This window comes from Gordonia jinhuaensis, from assembly GCF_014639795.1.
GTDB lineage: Bacteria > Actinomycetota > Actinomycetes > Mycobacteriales > Mycobacteriaceae > Gordonia_B > Gordonia_B jinhuaensis.
Genome location: NZ_BMGC01000004.1, coordinates 48787 through 69417, shown reverse-complemented (window position 1 = coordinate 69417; position 20631 = coordinate 48787). Strand labels below are relative to the sequence as shown.

General features: G+C 65.8%; 27 protein-coding genes. All 27 read right to left on the bottom strand.

Going from position 1 to position 20631, the window contains the following annotated elements; translation table 11 throughout:
* Nucleotides 1-5: 5 nt before the first annotated feature.
* Nucleotides 6-1592 carry a Gp37-like protein gene (locus IEW22_RS04220; RefSeq protein WP_188585350.1) on the bottom strand — a complete coding sequence of 529 codons (1587 nt, stop codon included), beginning with the start codon at nucleotides 1590-1592 and terminating at the stop codon, nucleotides 6-8.
* Nucleotides 1592-2440, bottom strand: coding sequence for a hypothetical protein (locus tag IEW22_RS04215; protein ID WP_188585349.1), 849 nt, complete (start codon nucleotides 2438-2440; stop codon nucleotides 1592-1594). Before IEW22_RS04215 ends, IEW22_RS04220 begins: the two co-directional genes overlap by 1 nt.
* Nucleotides 2437-6576, bottom strand: a complete 4140-nt coding sequence (locus tag IEW22_RS04210; protein ID WP_229742164.1) for a phage tail tape measure protein — start codon at nucleotides 6574-6576, stop codon at nucleotides 2437-2439. Before IEW22_RS04210 ends, IEW22_RS04215 begins: the two co-directional genes overlap by 4 nt.
* Nucleotides 6569-6850: a hypothetical protein gene (locus IEW22_RS04205; protein ID WP_188585347.1), complete on the bottom strand. Its 282-nt coding sequence runs from the start codon at nucleotides 6848-6850 to the stop codon at nucleotides 6569-6571. The genes IEW22_RS04210 and IEW22_RS04205 overlap by 8 nt, the downstream gene beginning before the upstream one ends.
* Nucleotides 6851-6888: 38 nt before the next feature.
* Nucleotides 6889-7383, bottom strand: coding sequence for a DUF7426 family protein (locus IEW22_RS04200; RefSeq protein WP_188585346.1), 495 nt, complete (start codon nucleotides 7381-7383; stop codon nucleotides 6889-6891).
* An 85-nt stretch (nucleotides 7384-7468) separates the two neighbouring features.
* Nucleotides 7469-8215, bottom strand: a complete 747-nt coding sequence (locus IEW22_RS04195; protein WP_188585345.1) for a phage tail tube protein — start codon at nucleotides 8213-8215, stop codon at nucleotides 7469-7471.
* A 2-nt stretch (nucleotides 8216-8217) separates the two neighbouring features.
* Nucleotides 8218-8655, bottom strand: a complete 438-nt coding sequence (locus tag IEW22_RS04190) for a minor capsid protein (protein WP_188585344.1) — start codon at nucleotides 8653-8655, stop codon at nucleotides 8218-8220.
* A complete protein-coding gene (locus IEW22_RS04185) occupies nucleotides 8652-8984 on the bottom strand; it encodes a hypothetical protein (RefSeq protein WP_229742163.1) in 333 nt (110 codons plus the stop codon). The genes IEW22_RS04190 and IEW22_RS04185 overlap by 4 nt, the downstream gene beginning before the upstream one ends.
* Before the next feature lie 10 nt (nucleotides 8985-8994).
* On the bottom strand, nucleotides 8995-9318 hold the full coding sequence (locus IEW22_RS04180; protein WP_188585343.1) for a hypothetical protein: 324 nt from the start codon (nucleotides 9316-9318) through the stop codon (nucleotides 8995-8997).
* Complete coding sequence (locus IEW22_RS04175) at nucleotides 9318-9725, bottom strand: hypothetical protein (RefSeq protein WP_188585342.1); 408 nt, start codon at nucleotides 9723-9725, stop codon at nucleotides 9318-9320. The genes IEW22_RS04180 and IEW22_RS04175 overlap by 1 nt, the downstream gene beginning before the upstream one ends.
* Before the next feature lie 65 nt (nucleotides 9726-9790).
* Nucleotides 9791-10084: a hypothetical protein gene (locus IEW22_RS04170; RefSeq protein ID WP_188585341.1), complete on the bottom strand. Its 294-nt coding sequence runs from the start codon at nucleotides 10082-10084 to the stop codon at nucleotides 9791-9793.
* 8 nt (nucleotides 10085-10092) lie between these two features.
* Nucleotides 10093-11097 (bottom strand): major capsid protein, encoded by a 1005-nt coding sequence (locus IEW22_RS04165; protein ID WP_188585340.1) that lies wholly within the window; start codon nucleotides 11095-11097, stop codon nucleotides 10093-10095.
* A gap of 47 nt (nucleotides 11098-11144) precedes the next feature.
* Nucleotides 11145-11762 carry a hypothetical protein gene (locus IEW22_RS04160; RefSeq protein ID WP_188585339.1) on the bottom strand — a complete coding sequence of 206 codons (618 nt, stop codon included), beginning with the start codon at nucleotides 11760-11762 and terminating at the stop codon, nucleotides 11145-11147.
* A gap of 98 nt (nucleotides 11763-11860) precedes the next feature.
* On the bottom strand, nucleotides 11861-12961 hold the full coding sequence (locus IEW22_RS04155; protein ID WP_188585338.1) for a phage minor capsid protein: 1101 nt from the start codon (nucleotides 12959-12961) through the stop codon (nucleotides 11861-11863).
* Entirely contained in the window at nucleotides 12961-13116 is a 156-nt protein-coding gene (locus IEW22_RS04150) for a hypothetical protein (RefSeq protein WP_188585337.1), read from the bottom strand. Before IEW22_RS04150 ends, IEW22_RS04155 begins: the two co-directional genes overlap by 1 nt.
* Nucleotides 13116-14720 carry a phage portal protein gene (locus IEW22_RS04145; RefSeq protein ID WP_188585336.1) on the bottom strand — a complete coding sequence of 535 codons (1605 nt, stop codon included), beginning with the start codon at nucleotides 14718-14720 and terminating at the stop codon, nucleotides 13116-13118. The genes IEW22_RS04150 and IEW22_RS04145 overlap by 1 nt, the downstream gene beginning before the upstream one ends.
* The gene (locus IEW22_RS04140) at nucleotides 14717-16021 is read right to left on the bottom strand and encodes a PBSX family phage terminase large subunit (RefSeq protein ID WP_229742162.1); all 1305 of its coding nucleotides are present in this window, start codon (nucleotides 16019-16021) and stop codon (nucleotides 14717-14719) included. Before IEW22_RS04140 ends, IEW22_RS04145 begins: the two co-directional genes overlap by 4 nt.
* The gene (locus tag IEW22_RS04135; protein ID WP_188585334.1) at nucleotides 16018-16500 is read right to left on the bottom strand and encodes a helix-turn-helix domain-containing protein; all 483 of its coding nucleotides are present in this window, start codon (nucleotides 16498-16500) and stop codon (nucleotides 16018-16020) included. The genes IEW22_RS04140 and IEW22_RS04135 overlap by 4 nt, the downstream gene beginning before the upstream one ends.
* A 57-nt stretch (nucleotides 16501-16557) precedes the next feature.
* On the bottom strand, nucleotides 16558-16800 hold the full coding sequence (locus tag IEW22_RS04130; RefSeq protein WP_188585333.1) for a hypothetical protein: 243 nt from the start codon (nucleotides 16798-16800) through the stop codon (nucleotides 16558-16560).
* The gene (locus IEW22_RS04125; RefSeq protein WP_188585332.1) at nucleotides 16797-17018 is read right to left on the bottom strand and encodes a hypothetical protein; all 222 of its coding nucleotides are present in this window, start codon (nucleotides 17016-17018) and stop codon (nucleotides 16797-16799) included. Before IEW22_RS04125 ends, IEW22_RS04130 begins: the two co-directional genes overlap by 4 nt.
* Nucleotides 17015-17314, bottom strand: a complete 300-nt coding sequence (locus IEW22_RS04120; protein ID WP_188585331.1) for a hypothetical protein — start codon at nucleotides 17312-17314, stop codon at nucleotides 17015-17017. Before IEW22_RS04120 ends, IEW22_RS04125 begins: the two co-directional genes overlap by 4 nt.
* A gap of 131 nt (nucleotides 17315-17445) precedes the next feature.
* Nucleotides 17446-17808 (bottom strand): GIY-YIG nuclease family protein, encoded by a 363-nt coding sequence (locus tag IEW22_RS04115; RefSeq protein ID WP_229742161.1) that lies wholly within the window; start codon nucleotides 17806-17808, stop codon nucleotides 17446-17448.
* Between the two features lie 218 nt (nucleotides 17809-18026).
* The gene (locus IEW22_RS04110; protein ID WP_188585329.1) at nucleotides 18027-18665 is read right to left on the bottom strand and encodes a hypothetical protein; all 639 of its coding nucleotides are present in this window, start codon (nucleotides 18663-18665) and stop codon (nucleotides 18027-18029) included.
* 123 nt (nucleotides 18666-18788) lie between these two features.
* Nucleotides 18789-18998: a hypothetical protein gene (locus IEW22_RS04105; protein WP_188585328.1), complete on the bottom strand. Its 210-nt coding sequence runs from the start codon at nucleotides 18996-18998 to the stop codon at nucleotides 18789-18791.
* Nucleotides 18995-19351: a RusA family crossover junction endodeoxyribonuclease gene (locus IEW22_RS04100; RefSeq protein ID WP_188585327.1), complete on the bottom strand. Its 357-nt coding sequence runs from the start codon at nucleotides 19349-19351 to the stop codon at nucleotides 18995-18997. The genes IEW22_RS04105 and IEW22_RS04100 overlap by 4 nt, the downstream gene beginning before the upstream one ends.
* A gap of 11 nt (nucleotides 19352-19362) precedes the next feature.
* A complete protein-coding gene (locus IEW22_RS04095) occupies nucleotides 19363-19863 on the bottom strand; it encodes a hypothetical protein (RefSeq protein ID WP_188585326.1) in 501 nt (166 codons plus the stop codon).
* Entirely contained in the window at nucleotides 19860-20204 is a 345-nt protein-coding gene (locus IEW22_RS19985) for a hypothetical protein (protein WP_229742160.1), read from the bottom strand. Before IEW22_RS19985 ends, IEW22_RS04095 begins: the two co-directional genes overlap by 4 nt.
* Nucleotides 20205-20631: the final 427 nt, after the last annotated feature.

The window sequence follows — 20631 nt, the reverse complement described above, 5'->3', positions numbered from 1 at the left end:
GCCTCCTAGACACTGTTGGACAGGCCACGAATGGATGCGGCACCGTCCTGAACTCCGGTGATGATTCGTTCCCAAAGCCCCTGCGACTGCTTCGATTTGCCGATGTTGGCTTTCTCCGCCCACCCGTTGTCGCGGTTGCGCGACAACGTCACCTTCGACACGTACTGCTCGGTCGAGGTGCCTCTATCCCAGAGAGTGACGATGTCGCCGGGCTGGTACTTGCGTGCACCGCGGACACCCGTCTCGTCCTGGCCGAAGTGGATGCCCATGCCTTTCGGCCCACCGGTGGACACCTGTACCTCGAGGGTTCGGGTGCCACCGTGCTCGTGAAGGGCGCGTTTGCCGGTGGCGTAGCCGTCGAGGCTGTAGGCGGCGGTGTTGTCGGCGAAGATCTCCCCGAACGCGTCATCGTCACCGATGTCGTCCTCGAGATCGTGGTCGGCGAACACCTGGTAGGCGAAGAACACGTCGTCGAACAGGTCACCGACGGTCAGCGACAGTCCCGCGATCGCGCCGGCACCGGGGATGAGCGAGATGGCGAAGATGATCGCCGAGATCGCCAGGTTCGCGCCGATCTCGATCAACTGGTTCAGCACCTCGGGTGCCTTGCCGCCGACGACAGCCCTGGTGGCGTCGGCGTGGGTTTCTTCCATCACCCACGAGTCGATGCCCGCCTGGGCGTTGGTGTGGAACTGCACCTTCTGGTTCGGGAACTTCTCCTGCGTGTCGAAGACGTAGCAGGCACGGTTCGGTTCGAACGAGAACAGCCCCGACGACACCGAACCGAGTTGCGACAGGTCCAGGAAGTGGTCGGAGGTGTGGTCGAGGATCGACTGCAGTTTGCCGACCGTGTCGGTGGAGAACACGAACGGTTTGTCGCCGCGCCCGTCCCACAGGTCAACGGTCACACCCATTTCGAGGCGCTCGCACGTCGGCCGGAACAGGTCGTCGAGCTGCGTGAACCGTGCCGGCAGCGCGATGAGGTCTTGGCTGGCACCCCAGATGATGTCGAGGAGGTCGTCGAGCTCGTTGATCGCGTTCACGTTCGTCTGGTTGGCGTTCGTCCACGCTGTCGGCCACCGCAGCGGCAGCCGCACGTACAGCGGTTTGTTCAGGCGGGTGAACACCTTCGACACGTAGTTTTTGAACACCGGATCGACCGGGCCCCACACGACGTCCTGTTTGCCGGTGATGTTGAACTGCACCTCGGGCGGGGCAGTGTTGTTCACCCACGCCGAGGACCGTGACAGGTGGTGCCGGTAGTCCAGGCCCGACCACAGGTCGCCCTGCTCGTTCGGACCGGAGGCGCGGCGCTTGAGGATCCGTCCGGTGTATTCGACGCCGTCGTAGGCGGCGAAGATGTGCCAGGCCTTGCGGCGGATATCGGTGACCTCGTCGAGGAGCGGATGCTTCGGCGGGAGCTGGATGGAGAACGCGCCGGGGTCGACGCCGAAGCTGAATTCGATCTCGTCGGACAGGGTGGTGCCGATGGGGCGACGGTCGATGAGCGTGCCGTCGGGCGACCGCAGCCCGAGGTCGAGGTAATCCCACTGCGGGTCGGTGATCGCCTGCGGGTATCCGGGGTCTGCCATCAGATCGCCGCCCAAAAGTATTGCGGCACGGTCACCGTCAAGCTCGTGGCGGCGGTGATCCCGGTTCCGGTGACCGACACGACGGCGTTCTCGGTGTTGGCCGGCACCTGCTTCTGCCAGCGGATGCCGATGTCCCACGACCGGTCGTTGCCCGCCTGGTCGAGCGCCGACCAGTAGTCGGGGTCGGCGTCGATGTCGAGCCACTGACCGGCGGCCAGGTTCGGCAGCGAGATCAGTTCACCGGCGATGCCGATCTTCGGTGTGGTGATCGGCCCGGTGAGCTTGAGCTGGGGCCACACGTCGATGTCGCCGCGGTTCGGGACGGTCGCTGATCCGATGGCGGTCTGCCCGGTGAAGGTGCGGACGATCGGGTCGGCGCGCCACCACGTGAGGTCGGAGCGCAGCGTCAACTCTTCCAACGCCATACCGCCGGGAGAGGCGATGGATTGCAGGTCCGGTTCGGCGTCGGCTGACAGCAGCCGGACGTCCTGCCAGCGGCCGGTCTCGCCGACCGTCAGCTGCAGCGGCGGAGTGTTCACGTCCCGCGCCAGCCCGCGGCCGAGGGCGCGCCGCCACCCCATCAGGTAGGCGACCGCGTCGGGGCCACCGCCGGGGTAGTCGACCCACAGCTTGATCTTGATGGTGTTGGGGTCGTCCTTGCGTCCGGTGACGAGCACGCCGTCGGTGGTGACACCGGCCACCTCCGTGAAGGAGAACGGCGCCCCCGCCAGACCGCTGATCTCTTTGAGCCGCAAACCCACCTGCCGCGGGTACGGCTGTGCTGGTGGTGTGAGATCCCACGTGTTGCCCCAGAAGTCGGTGAGGAGCACCGAGATCGGTGAGGTCACATCGCCGCCAGTCGGATACCGGACTTCTCGAGCAGACCGGTGGCGTCTTTGACCGTGATGTACACGTGCTTGCCTTCTCTCACGGCCTTCTTCAGCTCCTCGATCTGCTGAGACATCGCGCTGGTTTGCTGGCTGACGATTTCTGCCAGACCGGCGACCGTGTTGTTGCCGGTGTCGGGTTTCGGTGCGAGGTCCGACAGGCTCATCGACACTTCGCCGGCAGTGGCGGCCTGGGCGACCATCGCTGCGTACGGGGCGACAACGGATGCTGCGGTGAAGAACCCGCCCGCCCCGAGCGCGAGCCAGTCGTCGAGGTTCTTCGGCGCCATCCAGTCGGTGGTGTCGTCGCTGTAGCCGCCGAACCCGCCGTCGGCGTAGGCGCGGAGGATGCCGAGTCGTTTGCCCGTCTCGATCCACAGGGGGATCGACGACGCCCGCTTGGATGGGGACGTGGGAATGTAGGCCTCCGGTCCGGCCTCCCCGGCGAGAGTGATCCATGCGCGAGGCGTGTGGAGCATCTCGGCGGAACCGGGGATCGGATTGAACCCGCCGTCGGCGTAGGCCACCAGCGGCAGCGGGCCCTTCCCGACAACATCGGTCGACACCGCAGCACTCGGTACAGGCGTGGTGTCCGTCGTCGGGGTGCTGCTGGATGTGGTGTCGTAGCTGCTGGGCCAGTTGGTGACGAACACGTTCTGCACCGCGCCCGTCGGCTGCGCCGGTCCCTGCGCTGTGGGAGCGGGAGCGAGCGTGCCACCGACCTTCGCCGAAAGCTTCGACAGCAGCGATCCCGCGGCGCCCTGCTGGGATTGGATCTCGCTGAGATACCCCTGGCGTCCGGTGGAGTAGGCGGATTCGGCGCTGTCTGCGCCGGGCGCCTGCTGCACCCAGAAGATGTCCTTCCAGATGTCGGCCTTCGGGTCTGCTTTGCGTTTCGCGTCGAGGCGGTCGTAGAACCCGGTGATGTTGGTGTTCGGGTTGTCGCGGCCGGCGTAGCTCGAATCCTGCTGGAACACACCGTGCCAGGCCCCGGAGCCGCCTGAGGCGTTCGGGTTCAGGCCCGACTCCTGCAGCCCCGTCGACAGGATCGCCTTGATCTGGTCGTCGCTGTAGCCGCGGCGGCGCCCCTCGGCGATGATCTTCGATGCGACGTCATCCTTCGACGAGTCGCCGGTCAGGGTGATGTCGTTGATCGGTGTGCGCTGCATCGCCGTTTTCTGTTGCGCTGCAGCATCTTTAAGCTCGTGCAGGGCGGCGACGTGGATGTGGTTGCCGTGCTGGGCCATGGTGTCGGCGCCGTAGATCGCGCGGGCGGCAGCGCCTTCGGCGCGCTCACCGTTGACGTTGTACCAGACGTGTGTGGCGTCGTCGTAGATGATCTGGGCGAGCTGGTCGCGCACCGACCACAGATAGTCGAGGTTGGTCTTCGACGGGTCGACGTCGATCGCGTCACCCTTCGGGTGGTAGCCGCCGTCGGCGTCGTGATCGGTCTTCGCCGAGGTGAGCACCGCGTTCGGGTTGTGCGCCTTCACCGCCTTCCAGAGCGACAGGTTGACGGTCCCGCCGCCCATGCGGGCAATGTCGGCGCCGCTGATCGCGCCGTCGGCGAACGACTGTGCGAGGAGCGCTTTCGTGTCGACGAGGCCGTACCCGAACAGTCGTGCCGTCTCGGTGAGGATCGCCATCGACCGGTTCCGCTTCGTCGGGGCGAGCGGAATGTAGGCTTCGCCGCCGGTCTCCTGCTCGGCGAAAACGGTGCCCGCGCCGCGGCCGGCGTAGATGTCGGCGCTCTGCGGTTTGGTGATCATCCTCATGCCGCCGCCGGCCATCGCCGCGACCACGGCACCGTTGGCGCGCATACGGATCGACGAGCCGCCGACATCGTTGTAGCCCGAGGTCGGATCACCGGTCCAGGTGGTGCCACCCGACGTCCATTCCACGGGAACGCGGATCACGCGCTGCTGCTGGATGAACGCGTCGAGGGTGATGGAGGCTGCAGCGGTGTCGGCGGTCACCTTCACCTGACCGTTGGGCAGAGTGGTGACCTTCAGACCGAGCGCCTCGAGGCGTCCGGTCGTTTCCGGGGTGTTGTCGGACAGGATGATGGATTTGCCGTCAGGGATGGCGACGACAGCGTTCGCGGTACCTCCGAGTGCTTGGGTGAGCACTCCCGCCTGGTCGGCGGTCTCAGATTGTGCGTTGCGGAAATCTTCGAGGGTGGCCTTGCCGGCGGACACCTTGTCGGCGAGCTGCCACATCTTCCCGGCAGCATCGGTGGCGGTGTCGCCCATCTTGCCGATGGAGTCGATCATCGCGACGCCTTCTTTCGCCGCGTCGCGCACCGCGGCACCGGCCTGGCCCGCGGACCCCGGCAGGTGCGACATTGCGCTGCCGAGCGCCTCGATAGCCTGCAGCCCACCCTTGAATGGGGCGACGAACGTGGAGGTGGCGTCCAGGAGCGCACCGCCGGTGAACGCGACTGCGGCACCGATTTTCAGGACGGCGCTGACGACGGTGAGCGCGGCCTCGCCGACGCGGGCGAAGAAGTCGACGATCTCGGTTTGGTGGGTTTGCACCCAGTTGCCGAAGTCTTGCAGTGACGGCCCGAACGCCTCGGCCAGCTTCAGTTTGATCGCATCGGCGGCGACCTCAATCTTGCGTTTCGCGGTCTCTAGAGCAGCCCCAGGCCCCGACATTTGCTGGGCTGCCCGGTCGGCGGCACCGCCGACGTCGCCGAGCTCTGTTGACGCCTTGGATAGGTCCATCTTGTTGATCGCCCCGCCGAGGTCTTCCCACTGCGTGCCGAACAGTTCCACGCCGATGCGGTTGCGCTCCACCGGGTCTTGGATGTCGCGGAGTTTCGCGATGACGGTGGCGGCCATGTTCTTGGCGGACTCGCCGCCCTTGCCGAATGCCTCAGCGGTGTCGTTGACGTTGAGGCCCAACGACTTGTAGGCGTCCTGGGTGGTGGCAGATCCGTCGATGACGCGCAGGCTGAACTCTTTGAGTGCGTCGGCGGCGATGTCGGTGTCGCGGGCACCGCCGGACATCATCTGCGAGATGGTGCCCAGCGCGGTGGCCCCGTCGATGCCGAGTTTGCGGTATTGGGTGCCGTACTCGGTGACCGTGTCGAGCAGGTCATCGGAGAGGTTGAGGCCCTTCTGCTGCGCGACGGTCAGCTGGTCGAGTGCGTCGGCGGCGCTGCCGGCCAGACCGGTCTTGACCATCTGTCCGGCGGCGCGCGCGGTCTCGGGGATCTCGGTGCCCATGATCGTCGAGACGGTCGTCAGCTTCTCGATGATCGGTTCGATCTGCCCTGCGGTCTCTGTCCCGTTGAGGAGGCCGGCCTGGATGGCGACACCAGCAGTCGACAGGTTCGACTTGACCGATTCGCCGAAGTTGTTGCCGTAGGCGTTACCCGCAGCCTTACCGGCCTGTTCGAGCTGGGCATCGGTCCAGCCGAACGTGGCGGCCGCACCGCGGCGATCCTGATCGATTTTCAGCCCGTCGGCAACGGCCTGGCCGAGCTTGGTGCCGAAGATCGCGCCCAGGCCGACGGCTGCGGCCAGCGCGGCACCGATAGGCCCGGCCTTGCCGCCGAGTTCCGCTGCTTTGGTTCCGAATCCGGCGACGAACGATCCCCCGCCCTCCATGCCCTGGTCGCGGGCACCGGTGGCCATCTCGGCGAGCTGCGCGCGGAACGCGTTGCCGATCTTCTGGGTTCCGGTGACCACTTCGTCGCTGGACTTCTTCGCCGAGTCGCCGATCTTCTCGACATCCTTCGCCGCACCCTTGGCGTCGGATTCGATCTTCTTACGCGCCTTGGACATTCCGTCGCCGGTCTTACCGAGGTCATTGGAGGCCTGCTTGGCGGAGGTGCCGATCTTGTCGACGTCCTTGGCGGTGCCGTCGGCCTCGGTGCCGATCTTCTTGAGAGTGGTGGTGATCTTGTCGCCGTCGCGGCTGATGGTGAGTACACCCTCGGGGGTGCGAATGGTGCTGATCTTCTGCGACGCCCGATCGGCCTGCTGAGCGAGCTGCTGGAACGAGTTCCCAGCCTTGCGGATGTCGGAGTCGTAGGTGCCGCGGTCGAGTTCCAGTTTCGCGACGAGGGTACCGACGGTCATGTCAGACATGGGGCACCTCGCCTTCGATGGTCAGGAGTGTTTTCACGGTGGTGGCCAGCCGTGAGGTTTCGTCGGAGAGGAGGTCTCCGACGCGCAGGGTGAACCAGCGCCAGTCGCGGGTGTCGAGGACGTCGGCCAGGTCGATGCCGAAGCGGTGGAAGTCGAGTTCGACCGCGTTCCAGCAGGTGAAGATGTGCCGCCATTGCACGGTGGCTTTCGGGGCGGGCTTCGGCTGGCTGGTGGTGTCGTTGTACCAGTCGCGGATCGCCTGCTCGGGCGGCACGGTCGGGTCGTAGTCGGTGCCGCCGGGGTCGTCGGGGCCTAGTGCTCCGGGGCGGGGGTCGTAGAGGCCGTATCGGCCTTGGATGAGGTGGCCTTCTTCGGCTTCTTCTTGGCCCGCGCTCGGCGGGCCGAACGGTTTCCCGCCGCGTCCACTTCCTTCTCCGGGGCGATGTCCGGGAATCCGAGATCGTCTGGTCCCCAGAAGACCTGCGCGACTTCACTGTTGACGCCCCACCGTAGGAGTGCGGCGTTTCCGGCGCGCAGGATCTCTTCGGCGGAGCATCCGTCGGCTTCCATCTGCGACCAGACGCCGCCGGAGAACTCCTCGGCCTCGGGGTCGAAGGTCGCTCCGAGAAGTTTCGCCATCCAGTGCAGACGGTCGAGGCCGGTGCCCTTCTTCTTCGGGTCGTCGAAGAACAGCCGGATCTTGATGCCGTCTTTCACGCTGGGCGGGTTGATGACGTACTCGACCCCGCGGATGGTGAGGCGCATTGCGGGGTCGAAGAATTCGTCGAGGTCTGGGAAGTCGCTCATGCTCCTGGGTTTCTGCGAGGTGGATGTGGTGACGGGCGGGCCGGACGCCGAGGAGGTGTTATCCGGCCCGCCCGCGGTTTCGGGGTCAGGCGAAGGTGGCGGTGCCGTCGTTGGACAGCACGCTCAGCGTCGCCGACGCCGGGATGTTGGCGAACGTGTACGGCCCGCCCGTCGAGCCGGTGACGGTGGTCGCCGAGAACCCGGTGACCGCTTGCACTGCGGTCTGCAATGCGCTCGCCGTGGTCGATGGGGTGACGGCGACCGCCTTGCCGTTGAGGCCGAGGGTGACCGACGTCGCGGTGTTGAGCGTCAGCACGGCGCCGATGGTGCCGGCAGCGGTCTGCTTGGCGATCGGGATCGGCGCGCCCTTGCCGGTGAGGGTGCCGGTCCAGTTCTGGCCGCCGTCGGGCTTGCCGTCGTCGAGGTTCGTCTCGCACGCCGCGTAGCCCTCGAATGACAGGGGCAGTTCGTCGGTGCGCCAGCCGCGCAGGTGGATGGTGTTGTCGTCGCCGAGGGTCATGCCGGCGTTGAGGAGGCGAACGAGGGCGGGGTTGATGACGCGGTTCGGCTTGACGCCGGTGCCCTTGACCGCACCCTTGAGGTCGATCTTCCAGCTGTTGCCCATGATCGCGGCCGACGCCCAGCCGTTGGAGCCGAAGTCGGTGTCGTCGACGGACTTCGGGGAGAAGGCGACGGTGCCGGAGGTCAGTGCGCGCAGCTCCTGCCAGTTGGAGCCGTCCTGGGCGGCGGAGCAGTCGATCTCCCACCGCCACTGGCCGGCGTTGAAGTACTTGAGGCTTGCGTTGCTGGACTGCTGAAGTGGGACGGCCATGGTCAGTCTCCTGGTTGTAGGGCGATGGTGTACGAGTCGGGCTTGAGGTATCGCCCGTTGGTGTCGGCGTCGAGGGGCCCGTCGATGTGGCGGGTGATGATGCGAACCTCGACCCCTCCCGGCCAGGAGCCGGAAGTGTTGTGCAGCGCGAGGAAGCCGCGCCAGGCGTCGTCGTGGACGACGCGGGGGTCTTTCGTGCCGCGCCACCGGATCTGCGCGTACAGCGTGGGTGTGCAGTCGATGGTGAAGATGTCGGGGTCGGAGCCGTAGTGGTTGAGGGTGACGGCGCGGTCGGGTCCGCTGGTGGGCATGGCCCCGAAGTAGATGGCGGGCAGTGTGGGTGTGCCGGTGTAGATGCCGTTCGGGGTGTAGACGGCGACACCGACGTCAGCCATGTGCTGTGCGAGGGCGTCGAGGACGGCGGCGGGGGCGATGGTCATGTGAGGCCTTCGCGGATCGCGTCGCCGATGGCTCCGAGGATCTGGTCCTTGTGGTTGTGGAGCGCGTTCTCGAGGAACTTCGCTTCGCGGCCGGCGTCGTGGTGGTAGCCGACCTCTTCGTGCTGGCGTACCGCGTAGGGCGTGTTGTAGCCGACGGCGGCTTGATTGCCTTGTGCGACTGCGGTTCCCGAGCGGATCAAGGCGCCGGTCTCGATGGGTGCTTTGCGGTTGGATTCGTCCAGGAGCAGTTCGGCCCCGGCGAGCAGACCGCGTTCGAGGTCGTCGTCGTTGAGGGTGTTGTCGCCGTCCCAGTTGACGGTCACGGCCATGACGGTCTCCTCAGTCGAGGTCGATGGAGTAGTAGTCGGGGGTCTTTCCGGTTCCGGTCTGGTGGCGGGCTTCGGCGATGACGGTTCGCCATCCGCCGCCGGGGAGCCTGGCCTGCGATCCGACGGGGATGGTGTCGGTGTCGACAGGGAACGCGGCACCGCTCGATGACACGACCTGCGCGCCGGTGGCGTCGCGGATCAGCCGGTTACCGGAGCGGAGCTTCCCGAGGATCTGCGTGTCGTTGTCGAAGGTGTCGCCGTAGGGGCCGGAGCCGATGAGGCGTCGCACCTCGACGGGCATCCGCCACCACATCGCGAGGGGGTCGCGGGCCATCACCACACCACTGCCGTGGCCAGACCCGCGTTACGCAGGATCCGCAGGCTGTCGGCGCACAGGGCGTCTGTGGCGGCAGCCAGGTCGGCGACGGTCGGCGCGACGAAGGTGACCGACCCGCCGTCGACGCCTGAGGAGGCGACGATGTCGGATTGTGCACCACCGGCGAGCGGGTTGATGTCGGCGTTGAGCCAGTGCTCGACCTGCGCGCAGGTGGCGTCAGCCATCGCCTCACGCAGGTCATCGTCGGCAAACATTCCGTTGTCCTGCACGGGGAACCAGTCTCGGCGGGTCACCGAGGTGACCATGATCGAGGCTTTGCGGAGCATCGCGTCGACGTTGACGTCGAGGTCGGGTTGTTCGCCCATGAAGGTGGTGAGCTGGTCGGCGGTGGCGTGGATCAGCACGGTCGCTCCTAGGGTGGTGGTGCCCGCCCGGCCGGGGCTGCAGCGCCCCGACCGGGTCGGACATGTCAGGAGTCGGGCTGCTCGGCGGCCAGGACCGCGAGAATATCCGGCTTGTTCTTCGCGTCCCCGAGGTCCACGTCATGCTCTGCGGCGTACGCCTTGAGCTGTGCGACCGTCCACGAGTCCGACGGTTCGCCGTCGGGGATATCGACCTTCGCCTTCGCCTTGGAGACCTCGTAGCCTTGGCGCTCGAAGTAGGCGATGGCGTTCTCGTCGTCGGTGTCGCCGACGCCCTCGACGAAGTCGACGCCTGCCACGGTGCCGCTGAAATCCTTGACGGGGGCGGTGATCTTGGCCATGGGGAACCTCACTGAACCTTGATGTTGCGGAGCACGGACGCAGCCTTGGTGGCCTTGAGGGCGACGCCCACGGGGCCGAGCTCGACCTCGCCCTTCTTCACCGCGCCCGAGGTCGAGAAGTCCGGCAACCACGACTGCACGATCTGGCCACCGACCGTCGAGACGCCGTGGAAGCCGTCCAGGCCAATGCGGATGGCGTACAGGTCGGTCAGGCCGGTGGTGGACACCGAGTTCACGGTGCGGGTCGAGATCGGGATGATCGGGTTCGAGCTGCCCGCCTTGTCGCCGGGGTCGACGAAGGTGATGTTGCCGTAGGACTCTCGGACGATCGGGCGTCCGTTCGCGCCGAGGAGTCCATCGATCGGGTCTTTGGTGTACTGGCCGGACCGTCGGGCGAGTGCACGCACCCGGGCCAACGCCTTCTTGTTGCCGAGGATGAGCGTCGGTGCGCCGTCGAGGTAGGACAGCCATTCGTCGAGCTTGTCGAGGCCCTTGAACGGCGACCGGGTGTCGGTGTCGAAGTCGGTCCAATCGGTGACCGCGGTGGCGCCGACCTCGGTCGAGGAACCGATGAGTGCCTTGTCGAGACCGTCGAAGCCGTTGGCGTCGGTTGCGGTGTCGCCGTTGATGACGGCGTCGGAGAACTTGGCGCGGGCGGCCTTGATCTTCTGGCTCATGTTGAGCGCGACGGCGCCGCTGGCGGCGGGGCCGAGCTTGGCGAGCACGCGATCGATCTCGAACGCACCGCCGAGCACGGCCAGCGTCACGCTGTACTTCGCGGTGGTGACGTTCGCGGGCGTGTACTCGGTGTTGTACGCGCGGAATGCGGCGTCGGCCTGGGTGACGAGGCGCCGGTATCCGTAGTCGAGGGTCGCGCCCCCGCCTGCGGGGTTGACGACGTCGTCGAAAATGAGTGCGTCCAGGATGGCGGATTCCTTGCGGAACTCGTCGATGACCATGGGGTCGTAGTCCTGGACGGCGTTGTTCTTCGATTCTGCGAGGGTGACAGCCATGGTGGCGTGCTCCTTTCACTTCCCCGCAGGATCGCGGGATCGGGGGTCTACTGGGTGGCGTAGTGCGCCGAGATGGCGCCGCCGAGACTGGTTGGCTTCTGTGCGCCCCGGCTACCGGTGGCTTCACCGCCCGAGCTGCCTGCCTTGGCCGAGGCCTTGCGGATGGCGGCGAGCTTCTTGGCCTTGGCGTCGATCTTGTCGACGGGGGTGTCCTCGAGGAGTTCGAGATCGTCCTTGGTGAGGCCGTGAGCGACAGCGGCTTCGAGGAGCGCGGCGCGTCGTTCGGCCTTGTCGGCACGGTCGGCGGCGTCGGCTGCTTCGGCCTTGGCGCGTTCGGTGTCGTCGAGCTTGGCACGTTCGGCCTTCTGCTGAGCGGCCTTGAGCGCCTTGAGTTCTTTATCGAGAGCTTTGGCGCGTTCGCGTTCGGCGTCGAGCGCCTTCTTGCCGCCTTCGCCGAGTTTGTCGTCGTCACCCGGTTTCGGGTCCGCGTCGGCGGGCGGATCGCTCGGCGGGTCTGCCGGGGGATCGGTGGGCGGGTTGGGGTCGGTTGGGGGGTCTCCACCCTCACCATTGCCGCCGATGACGGGCCAGATGGGGCCACGTTTACCGAGCCCAAGGGCACGGAGTCCGGTGACCGGGTGAATGGGTAGTGCGGTGTCTGCCATCGCGGCATCCTTCGATCTGGGCGGGCGCATCGCGCGCACGCCGATATCCCCGTCACCAGGAGCGGTGCGGGGTCACCCGACATTGAGGTCGGGAAGTCTCAGTCGTGAATCTGCTCGCGCCAGGGGACACGCTTCGCCGACGTGTTCGCCGTGTGCTCGCGGATCTTCGCTTGGTAGGCGCGAACTCGTGCCTTCGCCACCTTCGCAGCCTCGTCGTCGATCGCGACGGCTTGCTGGCGTTTGGCCGCTCGCACCTGCCGTTCGAGGTAGCGCAGCTTCTCGCGATCGGCCTGCCCTTGCGGGTCTGCCGTCTCACCGAATGAGCGTGTGCGACCAGGGATGAACGCTGTGTGCGAGTGTCGACAGCCGGGGTGATACAGCCCCGCCGAACGTGCCTGCGCCAGGGTGCCCGCGATCTTCACCGGCTTGCCGTTGGCCCACTTCGCCTCGGTCGTCGGACGCCCCGACAGCGACAGCACCTTGCCCTCCCATGGGCGGCAGCGCTCGCACTCTTGCGGCACGTCGGAGATGATGACGAGGTCGAAGCCGTTGGCTTCCAGCTTCGCCGTGTGCCCCTCGACCGCGGCGTTCATCAGCGCTGAGCGGGTTGCCATGTCCACGTAGGACTGCATCTCCCACTGACGCCCCGAGCGGTCACGGAATCCCGTGATGCCTTTGCGGGCGAAGTCCGAGAGCGCGCGGGCAACAACCTCACGCTGTGTTTGTGCCCCCACCATCGCCGGTTGTGCGGCCTTCGCGATGACGTCGCGGTAGGCGTCGGTGATGCTACGGAAGATGCGAGGTCGTGTCGCATCCAACGTCTGCGTGAGGTCGGCGGCTGCGGCGGTCAGAGCGTAGGTGTCGATGCTCGCCCCGACGCTGCTCGTCATGGCAGTGGTTGCCGGCGTGATGGCCTTCGCGATCTCAGCCTGGGCGACAGCGGCACCGCGGTTGATCGCCAACGATGCTGCCTCTTGTGCCGCGACCGGGGTGCCTGCTTGCAGCTTCGCCAAGATGATCTCGGCTTCGCGGCGGAACGTCTGCACTTCGAGGAGCTGCCGTTCAGCCCAATCGGGTGAGTCCAAGCCCTTCGCCAGCCTCGCCGCGATGCGTTGCAGCAGGTCGGCTTCGGCGGCGGCGTACATCGCGAGGATCTGTTGCACCAGCGGCTCGGTGAGCGGGCCGGGTTGCAGGGGCATCAGCCCAGCTTATCGGCTCGCGGGTGCGGCAGCGAACGCTCTGCCTGTACTGCGAGATGCCATGCCAACTGTTGCCTCGCCTTGCCTGCTGTGCGTTCCTCGATCACCTTGGCGGCGCGCGCGATGGCGTAGATCGGCAGGGTCAACCACCACATCAGCGCGGTGGCTCCTGTGTCGCGGGTTCGTCGGGCTGTTGCTCGTCGACCGCTTCGGCGTCGGGGGCATCAGGCTCGGTGGTGAAGTCGGATTCCTCGGGCAGCGTCGCGACGCTGATGCTGTTGGCGTCGTCGATCAACGTGACCTCAGTGGCGACCCGCCCGTCATCCCACTCAGGATGCAGATGGCGGACCTTCGTCTCCGTCGACGCGGCCTTCGCCGCCTCCCACATCTGCACCGTCGTGGCGCGCTGGTTGTCGGACTGCTGACGCATCGACGGCCACGACACTTCGAGATCCTCGGAAGGCTCCGGTGTGCCGTTGAGATGTGCGGCCACCTGCAACAGCGTCGTGTTCAGTGACACCATCGTCGGCGACCACAAGCGGATGCGGGCGGCGCGGGTGCTGTTGGTGTCACGCTCTTTGGCGTCCACCTCGGTCGCGGTCACCGCCGTCTCATCCGACAGGCCGAACGTGAGGGGTGAGTAGCCGACGCGGGAGAGCACGCGGCGTAGCAGGTTCTCGAAAGTGGCCTGGTGTTCGGCGACCCGGATGTCGAACTGCTGCGCCTGTAGGTACGTCATGGCCTCACCAGTGCTACCCATGCCCGCGCCGATGGGTGAGTACACCGCTTGGTCAAGGTCGAAGCCGGGGGTGTGTCCCCGCCGCGCCGACAGGAGCTCGTCGGAGACGAACACGCGCCCGCGCCCGAGTTCGAGGTCATTCATCCACGACGACCAGCAGGCGTCGATCCGGTCGAGCAGATGCAGCACATCGCGGGTCAGGTCAGCCCTGCCGAGTGAGGCGAGCGCAGGTTCGTTGCGCCACTCCGGGTTTGGCCGCAGGTTCGGCGCGTAGCCCGCGCACAGTCTGTCGGTGCCCGTCTCGATGCCGGTGCCGTCGATCGTCACCTCAAGCCCCGCGGTGGCGGGATGCTCTGCGAGGGGCACGACACGTCCGAGGTTGTCGGCTGTGCCCTGATAGAGCGCGTGGTCGATGCGTCCTGCCGTGTAGTGCTGCAACCACCGCAACACCGCGTTGGAGTCGCCCGAGTCGAGTTCAGTCCAGAAGGTGACCGCGACCAGGTGTCCCCAGCGGAATGTCGGGATCGCGCGGTCGGCGTCGACCCAGTCGATCCACGGATTGTCGCTGATGCTGCGATCCCACACGATGCGCCCGTACACGCCTGACAGCATGGATGCGCTCTCGGCAGCCGACAGTCGGCGAGCGTGTGCTTCGTCGGTGTTGGCGAGGTCGTCGATGATCGCCTGTAGCCGCTCGTTGCCGTCAGGGTCGGTGATGACGATGGGTTCGGCGAACAGGGATTGTGCTGCAACGCGTCCGAGATCGGCAGCGACCGGCACATGCATCCGCTTCGGGTTGCTCGGCCCTGGTTCACGCTGACCCCAGAACGCCCGCCACGCCCGCTGCACACGGCCTGTGTTGACCATGTCGGAGCGTTGCGCACCCTGTGCACCGTAGAAGGTGGCGAGCTTATCGGGGTCGCCTTCCCACCACACCTGCCGTTCGGCGCACGCGCTCAGCACCTTGTCGTGCGGCTTGGGCGGCCAGGGTGTGCCGTTGGCGGGGAGGTCGACACTCACGCGGCAACCTCCTCGGGGTCAACGGTCGGGGTGGGGATGGAAACGTAAGGACGCCACAGGGTTTGGCTCGTAACTATGGCGTACCTAAGACTGTCGACGCTGTGGTCGTCGAGCTTGATGACCGCATCCTCGCCCTTCTCCTCGGCCTTCTTGGTGTCCCACACGTAGCCGGGAATCTCGTCGATCAGAGCGGTGCAGGAGCGGTGGATCTTGAGGCGGTCGGCGTCGAGCAGGCTCGACACGAGCGTGATGCCAGGCACCACACGGTTGTTCGCGGCGAACACGCTGGTGAAGCCGTCGACGCGCAACTGGTTACGGAAGCCCTTCGCCGCGGGATCGACGAAGATGCGTTCAGGCCACCCCTGCTGGTCGAGCCACGCCCGAAGCAGTTGAGAGCGTTCAGCATCCGTGCACTTCGGCGGATTCCACTCGGCCACCACGTACAGGCAGCCGTCGGTGCCGATGCCGATGAGCACACCGCGCGTCGGGTTCTGAATGCCGTGGTCGACGCCGAGAGCGACGATGGTGCGCATCTCGGGTAGCTCGTCCACCACATGCCGTGCAGGGTCGAACATGTCGTAGACCGCGCCGTCGGCCAACGCCCATTCTCCGAGGATCATGCGGCGATACCACAGGCCGGTGTACATGCTCTTGACGCTGGCAACGTAGTCGGCGTCGAGATTCGGGTTGTCGTCGAGGATGAACGACACCCGGTGGAGGTCGATGGGGCGCTTGTCGTCACCCTCGGGAAGTGTGAGGTCGCCGCGCCGGTCACGAATGCTGCCGTCGTGAGTGATCCAGTACGCGGCCTTGTCGAGCCACTTGAGCTTGAACCAGTGTCGCGGGCCTTCGGGGTTGCAGGTGGCCCACAAGCACGCGCCACGCACACTCAGGCGCGACACCAGCATGTTCCAGTACGACTCGGGCAGCGTGGACGCCTCATCGACGTACGCGCCGGCCAAGGTGAGGCCCTGAATCTTGGTGCGTGCGGCCTCGTTGTCGGCGCCGATCAGCAGGATGGTGCGACCGAGGATGTCGACGGTGCCCAATCCGTAGTTGATCTTGCAGCGCTGCGTACCCAACATCTCCTGCATCGGTAGGACGAGGTTGTTGATGATGGTGCGCTGGGTGCGGCCCGTCATCAGCAGGTTGCCGTCCGGGCCTTGCCGAATGAACCTGATCCACTCGATGAGGCTGCCGATGGTCTTGGATGAGCGCACCGACCCCTCGTACACGTTGACGCGCGCTTTCGGTGCCCTCGCTGCTGCCAGCCCCTTGCCAACGAGCGGGTTGACGATCACTCGGCTTCCCCTCCAAGCATCCCCGACAACCATGCATCCACCGCAGGCAGGTCACGGCCCTCGGAGTTGAGTTCGTGCAGCTTGTTCGCCGACACCAGCAACGACCCGATCGCCTGGATGAGATCCTTCTTCGACCGCGGCGTCATGGTGTCCAACAGGCGATCGTTGTACGTGTTGTCCGCGCCACCGAAGCTGAACACCAGCTCGCCGCGCTCAGTCTCATCGAGCAGTTCAGCTGCCTTCACGAGCAACCGTTCCTCCAACGACGCGCGGCGTGCCTTGTTGTCCACATGCTTAGCCGTCGACGCACGCGCCGTCTTCGACCTGTCGTAGCTGAGCCCGAGCTTCTTCGACCACCGACGGATCGTGTCCTTCGACCGATCCATCTCCTTCGCGATCGAATGCAACGCCACCCCCTGGCGGTGCAGTTCCCGCAGCCGATCAGACTCGGCGTCAGTCCAGAACTGTCCGCCGGCCATTCGCGTGCGCGTCCCGATCGTCGTACGTGTGCAAGACGACCTCCGCGTGTGTCGATGTCATTCGGGTATGTCGATGCCGGTGATGTCGGTGAAGCGGTCGCACAGTTCGTCGACCTGGTTGGCGGTCAGTGGTCTCCCGCGGCGGTTGGCTTCGCGTGCGGCGTGCAGCTTTTCGAGGAGCCCGAACTTGATGCGCACGACGTGTTCGGCGTTGACGCGCCCGTATTTGCCGTGCTTGAGGGTGGCGTCGAGTTCGTGGCAGAGCAGGGTGAAGCGGTTGTCGATCTGGGCTTGAGTCATGACACATCGCGCTCGATCGGGATCTCCACGGTGGTGTGGAGGAGACCGTTGCCCTGTTGGATTACATCCCCGTGGCTGTCCTTGACGAGAAGGGTCACCTTCATGGGGCCAAGGAAGTCGAATTCGATGGCGGTCACGGTGCCTGCGGTGATGCCCAACATTTCGAGTGCGGCGGACAACTGACTGAGCTTGACCGCCGCAGGCAGTTTGGGGTTCACGGCTGGACTCGCTGCCTGCGGTAGTTGCGGTCGGGTTTCCAGTGCGCGAGGTCGCCTTCCATGATCTGCACGCCGACGAGTCCGACGATCATGTCCCAGGCCTGGGCGGCGGTGCGTCCGGCGTCTGCTGCGGTGTGCAGCAGGTCGAGGACGGGTTGCGGGTCGGCTTGGGGCATGGGGTCGAATCCGATGCGTTCGCCTTCGTCGGCGAGCCACAGGGTGCCGGCGGCGGGGCGCTGGATGATGCACCAGCGTCCGTGTCCGTCGCGTTGGTCGGCGGGCGTCGGGTATGCCATGCATGATCCCTTCGATGGCGTGCAAGCTGATCCCCGCGCGGGGAGTGCCCTCAATGCTCAGCCCGATGTTGTGCAGAGAGCAGAAACGACACCTCGGGTAAATACCCGCAGGTGCCGTCACGCGCAGCGTATCACAACCCCTTGTGCTTGTCTCGCAAGGCGTTGATGTGCTTTATCAAACGCGGCGACGGTTTGAACCATTCGCCATTCACTCTCTCTGCGGCGAATTGCGTGTGTCGAATGCGCTCAAGGGCTGCTCCACCATGTTCTGTAGCTAGCACTTCATCATGAGGAATTACCCTGAGCCGCTGGGCTAGGTTCGTGGAGTAACCAATCTTGATCCTGTTACCAAAGCGGATGTAGTACACGACCGCATCGTGCGCCCCCACTCCAACGGCGTGTTTTTCTTGTAAGACGAGTGGTGCGTTGTTCTTGACCACGGATTCCTGTTTTGCCTGCTTGGCAACCTCAACAGAGCGTGAAAGAACCTGCACGAGATGGCGGCTGCAAAGCGGGAGGGGAAATGGGTATGTCTGTTGGGGCCGGTGCCTGCACCGAGGGTGGGAGCATTCGATGTCGTCTGTCGTTCCGAGAGACACCTGAGACCTATGGACCACTACTGCGGTACGCTTCGCCATGTCGACTCCTTACTAGTCGGCCATGCCCCGGGGCTGTTGACGCAGTCGCCGGGGTCTTATGTTGTTGTATCTTGTTACTTTACAGCATTTTTCGTGCTTCGGCGTCTGTACGCGCTATGTGCCGCTAGCACGTCGCCGAGGCGATAGAACAGCGTGCCTGTCTCCGCGTCCTCGTAGGCCACGGTCAACCCGCCCCGGCGTCTCAGTGTGCGCACGCGTTCGTAGGACAGCCCCTTGCCCTGGTCGCCCAGTTTGTGGGCGAGTTTGACAATCTGCTGGGAAGTCACCAACTGTCGATTCGCCTCGTCCACCATTGCCTGCGAGATCCGGTACTCACGCTCTTCGAGGTGTGCCGCGCGCCGCGCCTCATCGCACACACGACACAGCGCGTCGTGCAGGTCGCGGGCATCAGGCATGGTGGCGATGGCGACGCGGTGCTTGCGCAGCCATCCCGCGAGTTCCACGATGCTCCCGAGTGTGGGCACCTCCTGACCTCGGTGCTCACACAAGTGGCGGACCGTGGTGCTCAGCTCGTTTCCGAGCTTGTCGAGGATGATTTCAGCCCCGATGTTGTACGGCGGGCGTGAACAGGGCTGAGATCGGACATGAGGGCCAGCAACACCCAACCGTGGCATCGGCTCGGTCGCGAGGTAGACGAGCCGGTCGACGAGGTCGATGGTGATGGCGTCGAGTTTGCCTGCGAGGTCGAGCAATTCTCCGTCGCTGAGCTGTGCGTCACGCGGATTCATTTTCAGACTCCTGGTAGTCGACTTTGGCGAGCATGAGGGTGCGCAATTCGGCAATTTCGATGACCGCATGCTCGGGCGTGGGATGGCTCATCGTCGAGTCCTGACGTCGGCACGCCCGATGACACCGCGAGTCAGCAACGCCGGCCTGTGGCCGATGTGCCAGTACCCCGAGGTGGTGCAGCGGTACACGCTCAGGTGATCGCCGCCGTGGACGCGGCGCACCGTCTTGGCGTCCCGCTTGGCGAAGTAGCCGCGCTTGCCGCAGATGCAGGTGAGGTAATCGGGGGCGGCGGTCACTGGTCCTCGATCCATAGTTCGATGCGCGGGTTGGTGGGGTCGTGGCTGATGCGGTAGCGCTCTTCGGTGACGTGGGTGTGGTCGTCGTCGGTGAGGATTCCGGCGTCGACGAGGCCGTCGATGGCTGCTTTGGCTGTGAGGGTTAGGCACCCTACATCGCGGCGTCTGCGGTCTGGTGTGTGCCAGTGGATGGTGATTGCGACCCCCTGGCTGCCTCGTGGGCTGAGTCTTTCGGCTTTCGCGAGTATGTGTGTGGTCTGGCGTATTTCTCGCGTGAGAGCGGCTCTGGTGGTCCAGTGAATTCGCATGTTCGGTGTCAGCGGCGGACGCTCGTACGGCAGCGTCAGCGTCACGCGGGTGTCGGTCATGCCGTGGCCCGCTTCCCGTCGGTGAGGCGTGCGACGCAGGGGATTTTCCTGACCGTTCCGGTGGCGAGGTTCACGCAGGCGTCGTCCGGCTGTGCGCCACACGTCCGGCATGGCACCGTGATCGCGTCGAGCTGCTCGTAGGCTGCCCAGATCGGCTCTCCGCTCGTCGGGATGGGCAGTCCGGCGAATTGCGAGTCTGGCGGCGATATGGCGGCTGTGGCGTTGCGTCCTCGTTCACGTTCTGCGCGTTCGCCGCGGATTTTGCGGGCGTGGGCGATGATGTCGCCCGGACCCGGTGTGCGCGCGTCGGCCTGCTGGTAGTGCGCGGTGACCGCGGCCACCGCGTCGGCCTGCTCGATGCCGTACGTGGCGAACGCTTCGGCCCACACGAGGATGCGCGCCCGGTCGGCGGTGACTCGGTCGTCGAACACCTCGGCTCGGGACAGTGCCGCTCCTGCGGCGGCGATCGCCCAATCGGGCGGGGGTGGGGTTGTCATGCGGACTCCTGGTGGAATTCGGCGATGAGCGCTTCGGCGGTGGCGAGGGTGTCGACGGCGCGCAATGTCGCCTTGGTCGGCTTCGAGTCGGCTTGCGCGGGTCTTGCGGCTTTGGCGACGAAGTGGGGAATCTGCGAGGCGTAGAGCCGATCGGATCTGTGCCACGCCTTCACGCCCTCGGCGATCTGATGCGCGTCGAGTCCGTCGGCGATGAGTCGATCGGCTTCCTGCGCGATCTCGATGAGCGTCTGGTTCGGGATGCCGCCACCGGCCCAGCGGTTGAACTCGCCCGCGAACTTGTCCGCGACGGCTGACCGCGAGGTCGCGTTGAGTTCAACCATTCGGCGTTCGGCTCGCGTGCTCGCGCTCGCTGGTGAGTGAACGTCAGGAAGTGCGGGAGAGGAATTCCCCTGTTCCCCTGTTCCCCTGTTCCCCTGTTCCGGCGCGGGCGGTGCGCCTGCATGTCGGCGCACATTCGGCGCACTGTCGGCGCATTGCGCCGACTCTTCGGAAACGTCCTGGTAGAGCCATGTTTCCGCCTGTTCGGGACCGGGATGTTTGCCGTCTCTTCGCTTGTCGAACTTTTGGTGTTCGCGCCACGATGGGATCGAGAAATATGGCCTGCCCGCGACCGTGTAAAACTGCGCGCCATAGTGCGCCGCAATGTCGGCGCACATACGGCGCATCGCGCGGGCATCGATGTGGTCGTCGTTTGGGAACGCAAATCCAGCCACCTCTCGAAGGTTTGCGGTGCCCACGCCGGAGTCG